Genomic DNA, 20058 nt, shown 5'->3' with positions numbered 1-20058 from the left:
AGGCGAAAGCGCCTAAATCTTTGGGTTGAGCCAAAATATATTTAATACGGCTGGGCTAATTTATAAGGGTATAGGAGTATAGAAGTGTAAGGATTTAGAACACCATTTCCCCTATACCCTTACTCCCAAACCTGTGCCTAAGTCCTGACTATGAAGGATTTACACTGATGGAAGTAGCATTCGATTCAGGTTCAGTAGTTGCACCAACTGCCATGACTGTAGACCATTCACTGACGCGGTTATCATCTAGAACGGCTCGGACTCGATAAGCAAGCTGAGTTTTATGTACTAATAAGATTAAATCTCGGTTGAGTAAGCCTTGTGATTTGAGGTTTTCGTTTGATGCAGCTTGGAGATGAAAACAGCGATCGCTTTGACGTTGTAAATCTGGAGACTCACCATCCACCAGCACCTTTTGCAGTTCGTACTCTTTAGCCCCTGGATAAGCTTCCCAGCAAAGATTCCAGTAGGTTGACCAGTTAATCAAATTTGTTGTTGATTCCTTAACCTCATCCGACAAGGTAGAAACGAGTCCGGTAACTGGAGGTTGTACGACTTGCGGCGACTGAGAATTAACAGATTCTATATATCCAGGTTGCTCAACCTGTTGTGCAGCTATAGATGAACTGACATCAAGACCTAGCATCAGTCCGAATATCAAAGTGAGAAGCACAACCAATCGTAGGCATCGTGAAGGCACTAGGGGGAGGATTTTAAAATTCATAGTCATGCAAAACTTAAATGCTTAACCCGATTCTTCAAAATTAGGCATCAGATGCAGCAAAAAACAATCCTGCTACACATCTAAGCCTCATTAAATTACAAATTGCGAATTGGTATGATTACCACTCTACCTTTGAAATTAGGCTGCCGTTATCGGCATAGATAGTTCTTGAACGGATATGCGTTCTAGAAGGTAGTGTGGAATTGAAGACACCGCTTTTTCTTCCCACGGCTGATTTGTTACCAATTTCTGCACGGAATATAACAACGTCAGGTGCTAACCCTACGTCATCACCTAGCTTAGTTTCCGGGCCACTATCAACACCATTGACAACCTGCCTACCACCATGAACTAGAACACGAGGCCCATAACCATTTCCATTACCAATAGTCAGATTAGTTGTCGCTAAACCATGAAAGACAACATCGTTTGCTACACCGGCAAGTATCCCAATGTTAAAAGGTTGACCCTCATCAGCACGGATGGAAATTCTATTACCTAATTTCTGGTTTAAGGCTGCGAGAGAATCTTGCAGAATCACATTGCCGATGATGCGGTTAGGGTAGTTGGGATCTTGAGTAGTAACCCCACCTATGGTTGGCAAACTTGGTGTTGGGTTATTAGGGGTGGATGGACTGAAATTTATCCCTGTGACATTTGACGGATTGGCTAGGGCTAATTGTGTATAACCTTGGGCCAATGACTGATTAACTGCAATCACACCCTGCATCAATGCAACATCGGCTTGTGTCAGGTTAGACACCTTCCCCAAACTGCCACTAGTAGCTTCTATGTTACTAGTAACATTTTTACCTGGGAGGACAACTTTACCAGAGGGTAAGGTAACACCAGGGCCGACCCGCGAGAGAAAATTGACTACGGTGTTGAACTCTATAGTTGCACCGTCTACTTCAGCGTTGAAGGCGATGAATGTCTCTGGCTGAGTGTTGCTAAACTGAACACCGCTCACGGGGTCAGTAAAAGGCCCAGTTGAGCCAGTAAGACCGATTTTGGCTGTACCTTTGACAGTGGCCAAGTGTGCCAGGATGACTCGCTCACCAATAGTTGACCCCGCTACTGAAGGTGTAATGCTCACTTGGTCTTGGACGTTGGATCCTTCACGGATAATGATGGGGCCATTAGTAGCATTTAACCGAGCAAATGGTGCAACGTAGACTTTTCCCTCCAAGGTAATATTTGCGGGATTGGTAATTATCGCAGCTGGGTCAATAAAATTAGCTTCCGTTGAGGCTGCTGTACTGGGACAGATAGGTCGGTTAACCGCAGTTGGACTACACGAAGCAAGGGTTGCAAGGGCTGGTTGTGCATCTACCTGTATAACTAGGACAAACGCAAGGATGATTGCAGTAAAGGCACTAAAAATTGTGCGAGGTTTGAACATTAAAAGAAGGCTCCTCACGAGCTATGGAGTATTTATTTGCGGAATAATTTGTGTTAACGAGGAAGAGATACTATTTAGCGTCGCCTATGGTGAGCGAAACTCCAGGCCAAACGAAGGAATTAGCAAAAAATCATATTGCCATAATTCCCCTTTTCAACTCTTTCTTACTTGCTTATAAGACAGAGAATTAACCAGCCCAAAATCCGCTCAACAAGTTATAAACGTTGAGAAATGTGACCAAGTCATCTATCAGACCAGTAATAATACCAAGAAGCGATACTTGTGGGATTGTCGTCGTTGCGTGGGCAACTGCATTATTGTATACAGTCTCCCAAGCGTCCGGCCCGGTAGCCGTTGTTCCATAAACCTGTGTACTCACAGCCAAAATAAAGCCAAGCGCAGCTAGACTGGCTAGTATTGTGCGACGTTTTAACATTATTATTTAATACCTAATAGTTTGCCAAGTTTGTTTGACAGGGTAAACCGAAAAGGTAAGGGAAAAGCGGTAACTTTTCAATTTACCTGAGCTAATGACGTACAATTGTTACAAGCAGCGATTAGCAGCTTACTTTTATATTATCTTAATATTATTTAGTAATTTAAGCTAGATATTTTGATATTAATAAAATTTATATTTCTAATAAAAATGTAGTGCATCATAGAGTTTAAAACGGGAGCATCCCAATTTGGAAAAAACACATTCTTCGCGATATTATCTCGCGAAGAAAAAGGGCGGTTCAATCCTCTTGTTCTTCTGATTCTTGCTCAGAGCCAGAACTAATATCTAGCAAGCAATCATCAAGACTATTAATGACTTTTTGGATCTCATCCCAAATACTACGTCTCATTACAGACATAACAGCATCAATGTGAGCAGTAGTACCAGCTTTCCCCCTGACTTTTCACGGGATGTGGAAAAGGGGATTGGTTCGCGATGCTTTATCGCGAACTAATTCTTTGAACTTAAGATGATTTGCGTCTTCTAATGTAAGGTGCTTGTAGTGTAGTATTTTGGGGTGCAAATGAAACTATTAGAAGCGAATCCGTACCGCAATTGTGATTTTGGTGACAAACGTCTGACTAACAGAGCAGTGTTAATTGCGGAGGCTTTAAAAGTAAAATATGGTGAGCCTCTATCACAAATATTTCAAAGCGCTAGTGACCTAAAACGTGGTTACGAATTCTTTTCTAACCCCAAAACAACCTTTGAGAAATTGACCCAACCATCTTTTAAACAGACTTCTAAGCAGATTTATACTAACTTATTGACCTACATTACGAATGTATCGACCTACATTACGAATGTATCGACCTACATTACGAATGTATCGACCTACATTACGAATGTATCGACTTACATTACGAATGTATCGACTTACATTACGAATGTATCGACTTACATTACGAATGCAGGTGGTAAATGATAGGTCTAATCCCTCACCTCAAGGATTTTATAGGTTTTTCGAGACAAAATTTATTGTGCGATCGCGTCTAGCTGCCAATACGGTTCGGATAAGACAAATCGATTGACATCTAAACCTGTAAAGACGTTGCACTGCAACGTCTCTACATGCCCAAAATTATGAGGAAAAATTCTTAACCGAACCGTATTGGGCCAGCTGCATCCTTACAGAAGTCAGGGATCTGTGCTTTGCGATTCTCATGTTAAGAAAGATAAAATCGCTGAAACGCTTATACCATTTCACTAAAACCCTGATACAAATACAGATGGTGTAGAGACGCGATATATCGCGTCTGGGACAAAATTTATGTGTATCGTGATTAACGTGAAATGGTATTACTAATGACAAATGACGGTCTTAACGAGTTAGCTTTATTTGCCGTTTTCGTAAACATATACCAATTGCACCAGCAGCCAGTGAACCTAATATACTCACAGGTTCGGGTACAGGTTTAGAATTATTTAAACCATACTGCAAATGATCTACTTCCCAGTCAGTGCTGTTGGGCATACTGATTTTAATCGCAGAAATACCATCTGTATTAAACACCCCAAAAAAGCGATCTTCTGCTGTTCCTCCAGCAACTGAACCATCGCCAAGATAAGAGGCTACAATTGTCCCTAAAGAAACATTGTCAGCATTGAAAGCTTCAAACACGACATCACCAACGGGAAAGCTATCTGTCCAAGTTATACCTGCATCGGTTGGAAGCGAACCCAAAACATTCTGATCAAAGGTAAAAATTACACTATTATCAGCTAAATAATAGCTGTAGCCATTTACGCCATTACCATCAATGAAACCATCATCAGCATCAACAGAATCTCTCAATGGTTCAGGCCCTTTTACTTGTCCATTGGAAGATGTAACACCTGGTGTATTCAAAGCCCCATCCTCAAAATCCTCCAGATAAAAGTAAGAATAGTCACCTCCTTTAAAAGGGCTGTCATTGAAACTTTGGTAAGAACTGGGACCAAAAAAAGTTGTAGCAGCATGAACAGATGATGATGTAGCGATTGTTCCCAAAGCAGTTAATACGGCTCCAGCAGTAATCATTGATAACTTGTTAAAAATGGTCATGAAACTATCTTCCTATTCAATAAATTATTGATGTGAGATTTTAGTTTGTGCTTGGAGTGTTAAATAATACGGGGAACAGATGAAAAACTCTGTTCTGAAAAAGTCATGAATACTTTATTCAGGAAATTTTTGGTTAATACACCCAATGCTAATTACATACCTTCAGATTATGAAGAGGCGTTCTGAAATTAAACACCAATAGAAGGCTTGTTCAGAAAAATTTGATTGTTGTATTTTGCTGAAACTTAGGTAGATGCGACTAACTTCATCGATAAAGTCAGAATTTTTGGAGAGTGATTGTTAAGAGGCATCTTACACCCTAACATTCAGCCAATATTATCACATTATTTACCTGTGAAATACTTTTTATGAAACGACGGACGCAGAAATAATACCTTTTGTCTCTAAAACCGAGGCGACTTGTAAAATTAACGCTTCTTGATGAGGTGCAGCGATTAATTGCACTCCTAAAGGTAAAGCATTTTGATGTTGAATTGGTACTGATAAAACAGGTAAACCAATAAATGATAATGGCTGAGTAAATAATCCTAAATGGGGACGAACGAGAATTTCTTCTCCATCTAAAATCATTGTTTGTTGACCAATTAACGGTGCAGCAATAGGTGTAGTTGGGGCAATAATGATATCAACTTTTTCAAATATTTCTCGTACTTGATCGCGAAACCATTTTCTAAAGCGCTGTGCTTGTATATACCAGCTACTAGGAATTAATGCACCTGCAAGAAAGCGATCGCGTGTGGCTGGATCAAAATCTTGAGGACGTTGACGCAACTTTTCCAAATGTAAATTTGCTCCCTCGCAAGCAGTAATTACAAAGGCTGCGGCGCGGGCGCGATGGGCTTCGGGTATAGTTACATACTCACTGACACCCAAACCATCGGTAACTTTCTGCACTGCTGCTAAAGCTTCAGGATTAGCCCCTTTGCAAAAATAATCAGCTGCGATCGCAATTTTAATCCCATCAATATTTTGTAATAATAAATTTCGCGTCTCTACAGGTGGACGTTTGGTACAAACCGGATCGCGTTCATCTTCCCCTTGCAAGACATCAAAAGCTGTAGCGATATCCTGTACTGAACGGGCAAAAGGGCCGATATGATCAAAACTGCTAGAAAATAAAGCTACACCAGCACGCGATAACCTGCCATAAGTTGGTTTCAAACCAAAAACACCACATAAAGCAGCAGGTACACGAATTGAACCATTCGTATCAGAACCTAAGGTCAGTGGAACTAATCCAGCTGCAACTGCTGCTGCTGATCCACCCGAAGAACCACCCGCAACCCGTTGTAAATCATGGGGGTTATGAGTCGCGCCGTAATGAGAGTTTTCTGTCACAAATCCGTAGGCGTATTCATCCATATTCAACGCGCCTACAAGTATTGCACCTGCTTGCTTCAACCGCGCTACCGCCGTTGCATCTTGCTTCGCTGGCGGGTTTTCAGCATTAATTTTTGCACCTGCAAGAGTTGTAATCCCAGCAATATCAAAGAGATTTTTGACAGCGAAAGGTACACCAGCCAGTAAACCAGGATCTTTACCCTGGGCAATTTCATGATCTATTCTTTCTGCATCAGCCAAAGCAGCATCAGTAGTCACAGTGGTAAAACAATTGAGTTCCCGATCTCGTGCTGCAATTCTTTGTAAAGCAGCTTGCGTTACTTCCACCGCGCTAACTTCACCTTCACGCACTGCTACAGCAATAGATACAGCATCCGCAGAGTCTAGATTCATGGTTTAAATATTGGCGCTGCTTCAATTTCCTCCATAATATATTACCGATTTTCTCCATCCACCAACTACAGTTTTATGGAGGCGTAGGCGCAGTTTTTGGATGCTTTCCTGCATAGTAAACAACTACTTTTAATTCTTCTTGATGGGGAACGTAAAAAACTCTGTCCCCACTCGTTACCTCATATTCCCATGCTCTTCTGTAAGGCTTGCCTTTTAAAGGAAATACGCGCCTGGGCTGTCTATTGGTAGGAGCAGTGCATAAATCTTTGTAGCAGCGACAACAGTTTTCTGGATGACGCTCCATTAAATCTTCCCATTCGCGGTTGACCCTGCAATTTTTGGCAACTACTAACCAGGTAATTTTTGTATCCGATAGAATTGGAGCCGTCAGTTCTACTTCTGGCGGCTCCACATTTCCTATTGTTGAATCGTTTGATGGATTTTCTGACATATCAGAATTTAATCAGCGCTCTCAGTAACTGGCTGAGTCAATGGTACTTCATCAAACTCGTCACTGAAGGCGGCTGCAATTTCAGGGGATGAGATTGCTAAAGCGCTCTCGTGCCATTCGTGAATAATTACCTCTAGCTCATTCCAAGCCTGTTCACGAAAATTAGCACAGCGATAGGCTTCACTGATTTCACCAATAAATTCTTGAAGATCGTCTCGGTCAAATACTCTAAGCCATCCATGTGGATGCTCAGTTCCAATGTTCTGTCCTAATAGTAAACGAAAAGCAACACTTAAAAGCTCAACAACATCTCTACCATGTTGTGCCGCTTTAGCGAGAGAATCTACTTTTTCACGTCGCAGCAAAGCAAAGGATTGTTCATTACGAGTAATCGTAATTGGGTGATCTAAAGCTTTGTCTAACACTTTTCCAGGATGACGGTTCAACTCAGTAGCTGAAATTAGCTCATCTGAGTAGATGTTGCTTACAATAGCGAGAGTCATATGCTTTGCGTTTTTAGAAACGCCAAGTTGATTAATATAGATTATGTCTATACGTACTATTATACGTACTGTCTGCTAGTTGTCAATATAAATGAACGCTGCCTAGTGTTGAAGCTGTGTTCTAGAAAGCATTTCAACTTTTTCTGCGACTTCAATATCTTCTGGTAGGGGGAAAGAATTTACTAGTTGAGCGATCGCTTGAATTCTTTCAAAATTTGCTATCACTCCATCCCTATATTCATCCCTCAACCGTAAATCCAACAACAAAGCCATCTGCTCTACATACTCACCCACATTCAACTCTTGATTATTCATCTGTTACATCAAATCCTTAACCTCTTGTGGCAATCTAAATTTACCATCCTCCTCAGACTCAAAATCCACTACTCGCCAAACAGCATCAATATTCAAAGCACCATAAATATGAGGGAATAACTCGTCTACCTCAGCCATCTCATAACGAATTTCAGATTTCACTTGTTCAGAATCAATTAATAAAAGTACTAATCCTGTTTGAGCAGCAAAAAATCTCTCAGCAACTTTAATAATTTGCTCTGGTGTAGAACAATGAATAAAACCCTCTGAGTCGAGACTTTCAGCGCGATATATTCCCGATAACTTTGCTGCTTCCCATTTTTCACCTTGGGTAATGTGAAGAATAATATTCATACACATGGTCATTTGTCATTTGTCAATGGTCATTTGTCATTGGTCATGAATCAGTTAACAGTTTAATTTGATAACTGATAACCCTTGTCCCCTCACTCTTTACCTCTCCTAACCAACGTATCTCCCGACTCTACATCAAACCAATGAATATTTTCATTTGGCAATGCTAATGTTATCTCTTCGTTACTTATATTTTGATCTGGGGATAACAAAGCACGTGCTGTTAGAGATTCTTTTTGAGAAGCAACGCTGACACTCACCAAGTTGTGCATTCCCAGATTTTCGACTAAAAATACACGACCTTTAATAATGTTTGTATCTCCTTCTTGGGCAATGTGAACGTGTTCTGGACGAATTCCCAAAACTATTTGCGGTGGAATTGTGGGAATATCAGGTAAGGAAATTTTAAACTCACCCAGCATTGCATGGCGTTCTTGACAGGGTAGGGTAAGCAAATTCATCTGTGGACTACCCACAAAACCGGCTACAAATAAATTTGCGGGATGATTATATATGCGTGCGGGTGGATCTAGTTGCTGCACGTAGCCGTTATTGAGGACTGCAACTTTAGTTGAAAGCGTCATCGCTTCTGTTTGGTCGTGGGTGACATAGACTACTGGCACTTTTTGAGCAGCAAATATTTGCTTAATATCGGCGCGGACTCGTTCCCTCAACAGTGCATCTAGGTTACTTAAGGGTTCATCTAATAAATATACCTGAGCGTTACGTACCAATGCTCGACCGACTGCAACCCGTTGTCTTTGTCCTCCAGATAATTGGCCAGGTTTACGCTGCAATAATTCTTCTAAGCCTAGAATTGCTGAGACATCGGCGACTCGTTGCTTAATTTCAGCACGGGGAACTTTTTTGAGTTTTAGTCCAGAGGCGAGGTTTTCGTACACCGTCATGTGAGGATAAAGAGCATAGCTTTGAAATACCATCGCCATATTGCGATCGCCTGGACGTTTTAAGGTAATATCTTCTCCCCCAAGAATAATATTACCGCGAGTCACTTCTTCCAATCCTGCGATCATTCTCAAAGTTGTGGACTTACCACAGCCACTAGGCCCCAGCAAAGTGAGAAATTCATTGTCATCTACAGTTAAACTGATATCTTTAACAGGAACTACTTTCGGTGAATAGGTCTTGTTGAGATTTTTTAATTCCAGTGTTGCCATGGTTTTAGGGATAGGGGATCGGGGATTCTCCAGAGGAGACGCTTCGCGTAGACGCGTCAGCGGCTTCTCATAGAGTACGGGGATCGGGCATTGGGGATTGGGGAAGGTAGGGGTCCCCTTTGGGGATAAGGGGTAGGTGGGGCCCCCTCTGGGGAACTCACCGGTCCCCACTCCCCCAAGGGAGTGGGGATTAGGGGCGAAGGGGTAACGGGGATTGGGCATGGGGCATGGGGCATGGGGCATTGGTTATTCTCCTTTGTCTCCTTTGTCTCCTTTGTCTCCTTTGTCTCCCTTGTCTCCCTTGTTTCCCTTTTCCCTGATCCCCGATCCCCGATTCCCGATCCCATTAACCTTTGACTGCACCAGCCGTTAAACCTTGAACAATTTTGCGTTGGAAAAATAAAACTAGTAACACCAAGGGTAATGTACCAACCACAGTAGCAGCGGCAATTGGGCCGTAAGGAATTTCAAATGTTGATGCTCCGCTAAGTTGGGCGGCTGCTACAGGAATGGTTTTCATGTCTTCACGAGTGATGAAAGTGAGAGCAAAGATAAACTCATTCCAAGCAAAAATAAAAGTCAGGATTCCAGTTGTCACTAAAGCTGGAATGGTCATCGGTAATAAAATTTGGATGAGCATTTGCCAGGTGTTGTATCCATCTATTTTGGCAGAATCTTCTAAATCTTTTGGCAATTGTAAAAAAAAGCTACGTAATACCAAAATAGTTAACGGTAAATTAATTGCTGTATAAGGAATAATTAGTGCTAGATAATTATTACCCAAATGCAAACCTTGTACTATTTCTAACAATCCCTGGAATAGTAAAATACCAGGAAATAAAGTCACAATTAAAATAGTTGCTAAGATCAATTGATGACCACGAGGGCGTAACCGTGCTAAGGCATAGGCAGCAGGCGCACCAATGGCTAAAGCGAAAGCTGTAGAAACAAAAGATACAAAAGCACTGTTTAATATGTAACGCCAAAATGGACGACGAGTAAATAAATTAATGTAATGATTCAGTGTTAAACGTGTAGGAAAATAAACAGTAGGAACCTGAGAAATATCCTGATTTACCTTGAAAGAGGTAACAACTTGCCACATAATCGGTGCTAAACAGAAAATCATTACTGAAGCGATCGCCATCCAAAGTAAAATGCGTTTTCCAGAATGATTTGCTTTAGCTTTGTGTTTTTCTTCACGAATAGCTGTCATAAAAGGTAAAAACTCAGGAGTCAGGAGTTAATACTTATCTTAGTCAAGATTTTCCCATCCAAAATCTATAGACGCACTTCGGTTCGGTTTCTCGACAGAGTAATCCGAAATCCACAGGACTTACGCAAAACATAACGCGCATTTGCGGTAATTCATGAATTACCGCTACGCAAGAATAAAATTTTCGGTCACATCTTGGGTAAGTCCTGATCCAAAATCACAAATGATGCGATCGCCACCAATCCAGAACATGTATCAAAATAGAAAAACTGAGAAAACCGATAGATTTTCTCAGTAACGAGGTAGAGGCTTGTAAGGTAGAGTCTAATCTGTCTGAAATCGCAATTTTTCTTACTTATAGGACTTAGTATTTTTTTTACTAATAGTTAAGTATGCGATCGCCCAAACTTTGACAAGGGAATAGCTGTATAAACTATTTAACCTTTACGTGACCAAGGTCCCCAAATGCAATATGTTATACCAGGACTTTGGATGTTGACAAACAATGTTTGACCATCAGGAGAAAAACAAGCTCCAGCAAACTCGCTTTCGTTGTAAGCATTACGCGCAAACTGATAAAGTTCTCCCTTAGTATCGACGCCAACAACAAATTGTTCACCACCACCATCTTCGCAGAGGAAGAGATCCCCAAAGGGAGCTACAGTAATATTGTCAGGCTCATCAAGTAGTTCACCGCTGGGTTCAGCCTCAATAAGTAATGTAATTGTTTCTGCTTTAGGATCATAAGCCCAAACTTGACCGTTACCTCTGGTATCACCCACAGCAGGCGGGCCGCCTTGAGTTGCAGTGAAATAGATTAGACCCTTAGCATACCACGCACCTTCGCCCCGGTAGAAAATTGCCGCGCCTTTAGACTGAGCTTCGTAGCGGACTCCTAATCCTTGGGTTCTGTTCTCCACATCAGGATCAGGATTATCAATGGGAACCCACTCTACTTTTAATGGCACACCAACGGGAACCAAACCGATAGAACCGCCACTGTTGGGATTATTTGTAGTGTTGAGAGTAGGCTGATCTACAACTTTTAAAGCATAAAGTTTACCACCTTGGGCTAATTGTCCAGGTGCATTTACTTTACCTACACTCGGAACAAAACGATAAAAGCAGCTATCGCCACGATCTTCTGTTTCGTAAATATATCCGGTTGCTGGATCTACAGCTACAGCTTCATGACTAAAGCGTCCCATGGCTTTGAGGGGAATCGGATCTGCCAAACCAATTTCCACATTTGCAGGAACTTCAAAGTTGTAACCATGGCGCACAACACCCACATCACCCCTGTTGAAGGTTTCTTCACAACTAATCCAAGTTCCCCAAGGTGTTGGGCCTCCAGCACAGTTGCGAATTGTCCCAGCTAAAGAAGCATAATCTTTAATCAATCGACGCGCTGGTCCAACTACAAGGGTAGTAGTACCACCTGCATTAATCTGGTCATACTTCTTCTCAGGTGGTGCAATTACTCCGCTAGTATTACCAAATTCATTTTCATTCGGGTCTAGTTCGTGGTTCCGAATCAGGATAGTAGTACCTCTGGGGCCTACAAAAGTTGCCATACCATCATGATCACCTGGAACAGGATTACCATCACTCATGGTCTGACCGACTATTGAGATCGCGGTGTAATTAAATCCTGGTGGAAGTTCCAACAGAGGAATCCGACTGAGATCACCAATGACGGTACTGGTTAATTCTTCGTAGTTCACAGGTAACTTGGGTCTTAGCGCACCATAACCAATACCTCTTCTGGTTTGACCACGGGCAACTCTAGCATAGAACGCTTCTAGGGGGGAAACCACTGTTACACTAGCAGCAGTCACACCAGCCAGAGATATAAACTTACGTCGTGAGAAAGACACTTGCTCTTAAATCCTTGCAATTTCACTCTTTTGAGGTGAAATTTATCAACCGTCGGTTAAATTCAAGTGAAGCGATCGTTAAATAAGCAATTATTTTTACATTTCGATAATTTACATGATTTTAATAAATGTTAATAAGCGACAATAGAAGAAGACTACAGGTTATTTATGTCAAGAAGGCAATTTTAATTTCTCAGGACTTACGCAAGATGTGAGCGAAAACCTTATTCTTGCGTAGCAGTAATTCATGAATTACCGCAAATGCGCGTTATGTTTTGCGTAAGTCCTGTTTCTGCAAAGGGTAAAATACCAAGCTGAGTAGTTAGCCAAAATTAAAGCTACAAATGGAGGTTAGGGAACTCTTAACCGGGAACAGCAAAAAGAATATGTGTGTAATTCATTTTGTTTATGTACTTAACACCCTAGTTTTGGATAATCAGACATGGTATACAGCAAAAATAAAGGAAAAACTCTTCCTTACTCTGTTCTTTGCTTAACTCCTGCACAAAGTCTGTTAGACTTCCCAAATGCTTAGTTCAGTGATTAATTACTAAATTAGATAAATATTTTGTAGAACCATAATAATTCTGAGCCTATTTTCAAAAATTCATTCAATAAATTATGTTTCTTAACCCAACATTCAACTAAAATGTATAATACTTTACCTTTAATTTCATAATTTTCTTAACTTAAATGTTTATTTATGTTAAATTGTGATATCGAAGACAACAACTTAAACTTAGTTGTAATGCACAAAAAGGAAATTTACGAATGTCTAGGCAAATTTCTCATCAGAGAAAGTTTTTGAGACTTTTTGATAAAAAGACAACAATCATACCCTATAAACTTAGTAATATTTTAGAAATATGGCGGATTAAATTATTAGAATCTGTTCCATTTCTAATTGCTTGCGCTGTATTTTTAAGCGTTATAAGTCTGAAAAGTCCTATCTTACTTTTTTGTTTAGTATTTGGTAGTTTAGTGGCAGTTGTTATTCATAAAATTGGGCATGAGGTTAATCTACCAAAACGATACCTTATTTTGCTGCAAATATTAGGCGTAGCTTTAATTTTCAGTTTATTCTGGTTAGATTATTTGGCAGAACCAGCACAAGCGCAATTTTTTAAAAAAGCAGAAGATTTCTTTAAAAATACTCTCACACAAGGTGCAGATACAGGTAATAATACCCAAGCAGCAGTTAGTTTAGTATTTAATGTGCTACGCGCTCTTTACTTGCTATATATAGCTGTTTCCCTGATTGGTGTGATGAATGCAGTTCGTAAAGATGAAGACTGGCAAAGTATTGCTAGAACTCCTTTATTAGTTGTTGTTGCGGTTACTATTGCTGATGTCCTTACGGGCTTCGTTATTGGTGACTCCAATACTAATAATCAATAATTATAAATTCATCTGAAATCAAGATGGAAAATTGCTGAGAAATTCGTCATGTCTCAAGAACCAGATAAAGAATTTCGACCAGTAAATCAAATTTTAGGCGCTCAACCTTCTCTAGGTCCAATTCCTGCTGATCAAGTTCTACCTTGGACGGTAATAGCTTTAGTTTCCTACTTTATCATTAATGGAATTTTTGGTGGCTTCTTTCAAGATGAGTTTCAGAAATGGTTGTGGATGTTACTAATTACCGGTTGGGGAATGGCAACTTGGTGGATTTTAACTGGTGGTAGGAGTTGGCGCTTCTTAAGTAAATTTATTGGTGTTCCCACTTGGACTAGAGGCTTTGCTCGTTATCAAAGCTTACTGGAAATTAACCATGAAGCAAAAAATCGGAAAACAAAGCATCGGCGTCGGCGGAAGTGAGGCAAGATTCACGCCCTTTGAGGACGCTTTACATCTAGCAACAATGCTACGTGTCTCACTTGAAGGACGTGATATTGGTGCTTACATTTTGACGAAAGGAAACCAAAAAGATCGGTTCTGTTTTGTTTTTGGTTTTGACTGTCAAGGAATTCATACGACGTTAAGACCAGAACAAATCAATACGATTCTTAATAACATTGAAGCTGGGTTAAAAGATATTCCTGAAGGCGAGAAAATGACTTTGCATTTGGGGTCTTTTAGCTCAGATAGACAGCGACAACAAGAGTTAGCATCTTTAGTCAAAAAAACTCCATCACCGGATATCAAATATTTATTACTCTCAGAAAGAGCAAGGATTCAAGAACTGACACGTTCTGGAATTCGCAAGCCAAAGTTTTTGCGAATTTACGTAACTTATACGATTGAACCAGATGCGACAAATACAGATGATTGGATCGAAAAATTATTAGCTAAGGGCGAAACTTGGTGGTTGAAATTTAAAGGTGATTTAGCAGAAGTAGAAAATCAGCGCCTGGAAACAATTATTACTAATGCCTATAAAAATGGTTTTTGTCGTTGGGAACAACTATTATCTAACAAAATGGGCTTAGATATTAAGCCTCTGAATACAGAAGAATTATGGGGAGAAGCCTGGAGAAGATTTAATGACACTCAACCAATAGAAATTCCCCAATTATTAACTTTAGATGAAAACGGATTACATGAACAAGCTTATTCAGATTTAGCTAGTACTAAATTACTCATAGAAAATATCCACAGTACAACTTTGCTAATTGAGTCTGATGTCCCTTCTGCGGATCGGCGTTGGGTTCACGTCAATAATAAATATATTGGCGTCATGACTTTTCTCGAAAAACCTGGTGGTTGGCCGAGTAAATCTGCTCAGTTGCGTTATCTTTGGGAACTGCTAGCTAGAGAAAATGTGATAGACACAGAGATTTTTTGTCAGTTGAGTGCAGCGAATCCAGCGATAGTCAAAACTACACTACAACGAGTACTCAAGCAGTCAAATATGACGGCTTTGTTAGCACAAGAAAAAAGTAGAACTATTGATGTTAGCGCCCAATTAAAGTTAAGAAAATCAGTAGCAGCCCAAGAACAATTGTATGAGGGAGCAGTACCGATTTATGCAGGTATAGCTATCTTGGTGCATCGTCCCAGTGTAGAAAAATTAGATGAAGCGACAAGATATATCGAAAACTGTTTTCAGCGTCCAGCACGGGTAATTAGAGAAACAGAATACTCTTGGAAAATCTGGTTGCAAACTCTACCGATTGTTTGGGAAAGTTTATTAGCAAGACCTTTTAATCGACGTCAGTTATATTTAACCAATGAAGTACCAGGATTAATGCCTTTAGTATTAACTAAAGCAGGCGATCGCCAAGGTTTTGAATTAATCGCCGAGGAAGGTGGAACACCAGTCCATCTGGATTTATTCAACCACCATAAAAATTTAGCACTATTTGCAACTACTCGTGCTGGGAAATCAGTATTAGTATCAGGAATTTTAACTCAAGCATTAGCCTATAAAATTCCTGTAGTCGCATTAGATTTTCCCAAACCTGATGGTACGTCTACATTCACCGACTATACACATTTTATGGAGAGGAATGGAGCGTATTTTGATATTTCCAAACAATCAAATAACTTATTTGAACAGCCAGATTTACGCTTATTGAATCCCGAACAACAACGCGATCGCATGTTGGATTATATCGCTTTCCTCGAATCAGCTTTGATGACAATGGTTTTAGGATCATCTACCGAAAGTCAGCTACTATCACAAACAGTGCGATCGCTCTTAAACTTAGCTTTAGGAGCCTTCTTTACTGATGAAGGTATTAAAGAACGATATCAAGAAGCGATCGCTGGCGGATTTGGCAGTTCAGCTTGGCAAAAAACCCCAACTTTAAGGGATTTTCTCTATTTTTGTTCACCAGAACATTTAGAATTAGAATCAATTGCAGGTAGAGTTGAAGACGCCTTAAATCAAATTCAGTTGCGCTTGCGATTTTGGCTTTCTAGTCGGGTAGGACAAGCTATTTCCGCACCTTCTAGTTTTCCCACTGACGCCCAACTTTTAGTTTTCGCTTTGCGAAATCTCGCAGATAATGAAGACGCAGCAGTCCTATCTTTAAGCGCCTATTCCGCAGCATTGCGCCGCGCTCTAAGTAGTCCTGCTTCTATATTCTTCATCGATGAAGCACCAATTCTATTTGAATTCGACCAAATTTCTGACTTAGTAGGAAGAATTTGTGCCAACGGTGCTAAAGCTGGAATTAGAGTCATCCTATCAGCCCAAGACCCCGATACCATCGCCAAATCTAAAGCGTCATCAAAAATTTTACAAAACTTAACTACACGATTAGTTGGGCGGATTCAGCCAGTAGCCGTTGATAGTTTCACCAGTATACTCAAATATCCTCGTGAAGTGATTGCCCGCAATGCAACAGAAAGCTTTTTCCCTCGCAAAGAAGGAATTTATAGCCAGTGGTTATTAGATGATAACGGAATTTATACATTCTGTCGCTACTATCCAGGTTATGAACAATTAGCAGTAGTAGCTAATAATCCCCAAGAACAATCTGCACGTCAAAAAGCGATGCAAACACACGAAGACAAATATCAAGCAGTTTCTGTATTTGCACGTCAATTAGTAGCAACACTACGCGGTTAAATAGGTTGTTTGTAGTCAAGGTTTATCTTAAAAATGGGTGTGGGGGTTTAAGGGTGTNGTGTAAGAGGAGTTCTATTTTCATATTTGATTGTGAGATTTTCCCGTGAGGGGCTAACTTGAAAATGGGTGTGGGGGTTTAAGGGTGTAACAGAAAATCCATCTGTGTTCATTAGTGTGCATCTGTGTTCGTAATCAAGAAAAAACTCTATTAGACAGATTCAAAATTCTTAATAAACACACAAATTTTAGGTAGAAATTATGAAAAAAATAATTCTTTTTTCTATTCCTCTGTCATTCTTAATTATCCTACCAGCAACAGCAAATTTAGGTCAAGTTTGGACAGATTTTCAATCCTACGCGACAGATTTACAAAACTATCTCAGAAATAATCTCAGCGAAACATTACAACCAATAGAATCTGAGGCTCAAAGTGCTATTGATAGTTCCATCGGAGAATTAAACATACCCAACCCTAACGCCGCCGGGGAAATCATCCGTGATGGCACAATTTGGTATTATACTTCCGGCGATAAATTTGATAATAATTCCACTGTGAGAGCGAATTTAGTTAGCAATGAAATTAATCGCTTAATTACCCGTGGTGCAGCATCTGGATTAATGGGTACAAATGGACAACTGAGATTAAAAACAAAATTAGAAGAAACTGAACAATCAATACAAAAAATTGCAGGATTTAATGAAGAAAACGAAAAATTTAAAGAAGATATAAATAATCAAATCAATAATTTGAAAAACACCATACCTAATAATGATGTTCAAAATACAATAGCTAATATTACTTCACTATTAGGTCTTGGTCAATTGAATTTTTTGCTGCAAAGTAACGAAATTCAAGAAGAGGAAGTGAAAATATCAGGCGAAAATTTATCACAAACAATCCAAACTAACCAATTTCTACAATACTCTAATTTAAACCTAACTAATATCTCGCAGCAAGTAGAAGAAAATAATCGCGCCCGCAGAGTTGATAATTCCACTGAAGCATCTAGACTTTTACGCAATACTTCGCAAGTAGATTTATTTGGAAGAGCTTTTGAAGAATAATTATGTTGCGTTATTTGTCATTGGTCATTGATCATTAGAGACGCGATGTTCCTCGCGTCTGTACAATTGGTCATTGGTCATTGGTCATTTGTCATTCGTAAGAGTTTTCATGATGTTTAAGTTGATTACCACCGACTTACTTAATTTAAATCAAAATTGTTTCCCAAATTTTGATTTCATCTATATAGAGATAAGTTAAACGTAAAAAAAATGAACTCTATTATTTTCTTTAACCTTTATTTTGCCCAATCTAATATTCCTGATATTCCCGATATTCTCAATAGTGGTTTCACGACTGCGAGAACGATTTCGGAAAGTTGGGATAATCAATGGTTGGATTTATTACAAAATAATACTAGCGAAAATTTATACGGAGCATTGACAAATCTGGGTGTATTTTTCGCCGTCGGGACTCTGTTGTTTTTCATGATACAATGGCTTCGAGATGTAATTTACAGTGAATATTCCCGTCCGATTTCAGCTTTGATTTGGCCTTTTATAGTGGTAATACTGCTAACTAATACAGGAAGTGGTAGTGTACTATCTAATCTGACTTTGGGAATCAGAAATTTTATCAACACAGTGAATCAGCAAGTAATCACCACAGCAGATGCGAATAAAAATTACCAGCAAGCATTGAATATGGGTGTTGCGGAAGAAATAGCTGGGTCTTTGTTACGTCCTTGTCAGTCGTTAACCGGTGAACAACAAAATCAATGTTTTGTGAGAGCCAAAGAAAAAACTGACATTCTTTGGCAGACATATAGAGATTTATATGGTGATAAAGTTTGGATTAGTAGATTAGAAAATAAGATTAATCAGATTGCATATAGCAGCAGTAGCGTATCAGAAAATACATTTAATTCTTTGTTAGGTTCTACAGTCCAAACTAGTATCAAAAACTTTCTGATTTCCTTGCAATATGCTTTTCAAAATTTAATTGAAGCTACGATGTTGTTAGTAGCGACTTTGGGACCATTAGCTGTGGGAGGTTCTTTGTTACCTGTTGCTGGTAAACCAATTTTTGCTTGGATGACTGGATTTTTATCGTTGGGAATTGCCAAACTTTCCTTCACTATTATTGCAATTTTAACTGCCACAGTGATTGTGAATGGTCCCGGTGAAGATGCAACTGCTGATCCGGATTTAATGTGGTTCATGATATTTTTAGGACTTTTAGCACCAATCGTATCTTTGCTTTTGGCTGGTGCGGGGGGATTTGCAGTATTTAATGCAATTAGTAATACAGCTGCGTTGGCAAAAGAGAGGATATAATGGTACGCCTGTTGGAGAAAAAGCAGCGAACAGTTAGTCTTTTGACTACATTTGCAATCGCAACTTTTGGATTACAGTTATTGGCTTTATTTTTATTAGCATCTCAAGGTTTAAAAATTCGTCAACTTAGTTTGAGAAAACCCGCCTCTTTTGTACAATTAAGAGATGGTCAAGCAATAACTGTTACTGATGACTTGGAAAGAGATCCAGAAGTAATCCGCCAATTTGTGAGTAAAAGTATGACCTCAATGTTTAATTGGTCTGGTATACTTCCACCACAAAATGTTGAAGAAGTAACCAAACCTAAACCAGATTTAGGCATATTTATACCAACATCCGAAGGTAACAGCAAAAAAGTTAGTACTAGTAGTTGGATTGCTAGCTTTGCAATTTCAGAAGATTTTCGCAAAGGTTTTTTAAGTGAAATAGCAGCGATGACACCACCAGAAGTTTTCGCTAATAATTCTAGTCAAGCAATCAACGCACAAATAGTTATTAAGCGGGTTTACCCTCCTCAAAAAATTAAACCTGGTAAGTGGCGAGTTGGTTTAGTAGCTGACTTGATCCAAACCAAAAAATCGGATGGGAGAAAAGTAATTATTCCCTTCAATAAAGATTTGCTTGTGCAAGCAGTCGATTATTTTCCTTATCCGCTAGATGATACTACCAGCGTTTTGCAAAAAGCAATTTATAGTATGCGTTCTGAAAAATTAGAAATTTACGAGATCCGTAATTTATGTCTGTTAGATCAATATAACACTTTAAGTCAGGATCAACTAAGGCAATGTGGAATTGAAACCCAATCAGATAGCTTTGTGAGGTAAGAAAATAAAATTAGACTTTGCTTGGTATTTCATCCATATGGAATTTCATTTTCTAGAGTT

At 39.6% G+C, this 20058-nt stretch carries 19 protein-coding genes; 7 read left to right on the top strand and 12 right to left on the bottom strand.

Features of this window, described 5'->3' with window-relative positions:
- Positions 1-148 precede the first annotated feature (148 nt).
- The 3 genes from B4U84_RS10225 to B4U84_RS10215 all read right to left on the bottom strand — a co-directional run bounded on the left by B4U84_RS10225 (position 149) and on the right by B4U84_RS10215 (position 2562).
- Positions 149-646 (bottom strand): hypothetical protein, encoded by a 498-nt coding sequence (locus tag B4U84_RS10225; protein ID WP_231295059.1) that lies wholly within the window; start codon positions 644-646, stop codon positions 149-151.
- Positions 647-842: 196 nt separating this feature from the next.
- Positions 843-2126 carry an LbetaH domain-containing protein gene (locus B4U84_RS10220; protein WP_017313446.1) on the bottom strand — a complete coding sequence of 428 codons (1284 nt, stop codon included), beginning with the start codon at positions 2124-2126 and terminating at the stop codon, positions 843-845.
- A gap of 187 nt (positions 2127-2313) precedes the next feature.
- On the bottom strand, positions 2314-2562 hold the full coding sequence (locus tag B4U84_RS10215) for a hypothetical protein (protein WP_017313448.1): 249 nt from the start codon (positions 2560-2562) through the stop codon (positions 2314-2316).
- Positions 2563-3148: 586 nt separating this feature from the next.
- Here B4U84_RS10215 and B4U84_RS10210 point away from each other — a divergent pair.
- Positions 3149-3550, top strand: a complete 402-nt coding sequence (locus tag B4U84_RS10210; RefSeq protein ID WP_207390949.1) for an IS4/Tn5 family transposase DNA-binding protein — start codon at positions 3149-3151, stop codon at positions 3548-3550.
- Positions 3551-3946: 396 nt separating this feature from the next.
- Here the strand turns inward: B4U84_RS10210 and B4U84_RS10205 are convergent, their stop codons facing one another.
- The 9 genes from B4U84_RS10205 to B4U84_RS10165 all read right to left on the bottom strand — a co-directional run bounded on the left by B4U84_RS10205 (position 3947) and on the right by B4U84_RS10165 (position 12318).
- On the bottom strand, positions 3947-4669 hold the full coding sequence (locus B4U84_RS10205) for a hypothetical protein (RefSeq protein ID WP_017313451.1): 723 nt from the start codon (positions 4667-4669) through the stop codon (positions 3947-3949).
- Between the two features lie 366 nt (positions 4670-5035).
- The gene (locus B4U84_RS10200) at positions 5036-6424 is read right to left on the bottom strand and encodes an AtzE family amidohydrolase (RefSeq protein ID WP_131117554.1); all 1389 of its coding nucleotides are present in this window, start codon (positions 6422-6424) and stop codon (positions 5036-5038) included.
- A 73-nt stretch (positions 6425-6497) separates the two neighbouring features.
- Entirely contained in the window at positions 6498-6875 is a 378-nt protein-coding gene (locus B4U84_RS10195; RefSeq protein ID WP_131117550.1) for a hypothetical protein, read from the bottom strand.
- 8 nt (positions 6876-6883) lie between these two features.
- Positions 6884-7378 (bottom strand): hypothetical protein, encoded by a 495-nt coding sequence (locus B4U84_RS10190; RefSeq protein ID WP_131117547.1) that lies wholly within the window; start codon positions 7376-7378, stop codon positions 6884-6886.
- A 102-nt stretch (positions 7379-7480) separates the two neighbouring features.
- Positions 7481-7693, bottom strand: a complete 213-nt coding sequence (locus tag B4U84_RS10185) for a DUF4089 domain-containing protein (RefSeq protein WP_131117544.1) — start codon at positions 7691-7693, stop codon at positions 7481-7483.
- A 3-nt stretch (positions 7694-7696) separates the two neighbouring features.
- A complete protein-coding gene (locus B4U84_RS10180) occupies positions 7697-8047 on the bottom strand; it encodes a DUF952 domain-containing protein (protein WP_131117541.1) in 351 nt (116 codons plus the stop codon).
- 92 nt (positions 8048-8139) lie between these two features.
- A complete protein-coding gene (locus B4U84_RS10175) occupies positions 8140-9225 on the bottom strand; it encodes an ABC transporter ATP-binding protein (protein WP_131117538.1) in 1086 nt (361 codons plus the stop codon).
- Between the two features lie 346 nt (positions 9226-9571).
- A complete protein-coding gene (locus tag B4U84_RS10170) occupies positions 9572-10441 on the bottom strand; it encodes a carbohydrate ABC transporter permease (RefSeq protein ID WP_131117535.1) in 870 nt (289 codons plus the stop codon).
- 437 nt (positions 10442-10878) lie between these two features.
- Positions 10879-12318: an alkaline phosphatase PhoX gene (locus B4U84_RS10165; protein WP_131117532.1), complete on the bottom strand. Its 1440-nt coding sequence runs from the start codon at positions 12316-12318 to the stop codon at positions 10879-10881.
- Positions 12319-13089: 771 nt separating this feature from the next.
- Between B4U84_RS10165 and B4U84_RS10160 the strand changes: the two genes are divergently transcribed.
- From B4U84_RS10160 to B4U84_RS10135, 6 genes are all read left to right on the top strand, one after another.
- Positions 13090-13716, top strand: a complete 627-nt coding sequence (locus tag B4U84_RS10160; protein ID WP_131117529.1) for a hypothetical protein — start codon at positions 13090-13092, stop codon at positions 13714-13716.
- Between the two features lie 48 nt (positions 13717-13764).
- The gene (locus B4U84_RS10155; RefSeq protein ID WP_131117526.1) at positions 13765-14136 is read left to right on the top strand and encodes a hypothetical protein; all 372 of its coding nucleotides are present in this window, start codon (positions 13765-13767) and stop codon (positions 14134-14136) included.
- On the top strand, positions 14090-16834 hold the full coding sequence (locus B4U84_RS10150; protein ID WP_131117523.1) for a putative type IV secretion/conjugal transfer ATPase: 2745 nt from the start codon (positions 14090-14092) through the stop codon (positions 16832-16834). The genes B4U84_RS10155 and B4U84_RS10150 overlap by 47 nt, the downstream gene beginning before the upstream one ends.
- 258 nt (positions 16835-17092) lie before the next feature.
- Positions 17093-17899, top strand: a complete 807-nt coding sequence (locus B4U84_RS10145; protein WP_131117520.1) for a hypothetical protein — start codon at positions 17093-17095, stop codon at positions 17897-17899.
- Between the two features lie 210 nt (positions 17900-18109).
- Positions 18110-19174, top strand: a complete 1065-nt coding sequence (locus tag B4U84_RS10140; RefSeq protein ID WP_131117517.1) for a hypothetical protein — start codon at positions 18110-18112, stop codon at positions 19172-19174.
- Complete coding sequence (locus B4U84_RS10135; protein ID WP_017313464.1) at positions 19174-19998, top strand: hypothetical protein; 825 nt, start codon at positions 19174-19176, stop codon at positions 19996-19998. Before B4U84_RS10140 ends, B4U84_RS10135 begins: the two co-directional genes overlap by 1 nt.
- Positions 19999-20058: the final 60 nt, after the last annotated feature.

Source organism: Westiellopsis prolifica IICB1, from assembly GCF_004323185.1.
Lineage (GTDB): Bacteria > Cyanobacteriota > Cyanobacteriia > Cyanobacteriales > Nostocaceae > Pelatocladus > Pelatocladus prolificus_A.
This window is presented reverse-complemented; position numbering and strand designations above follow the sequence as displayed.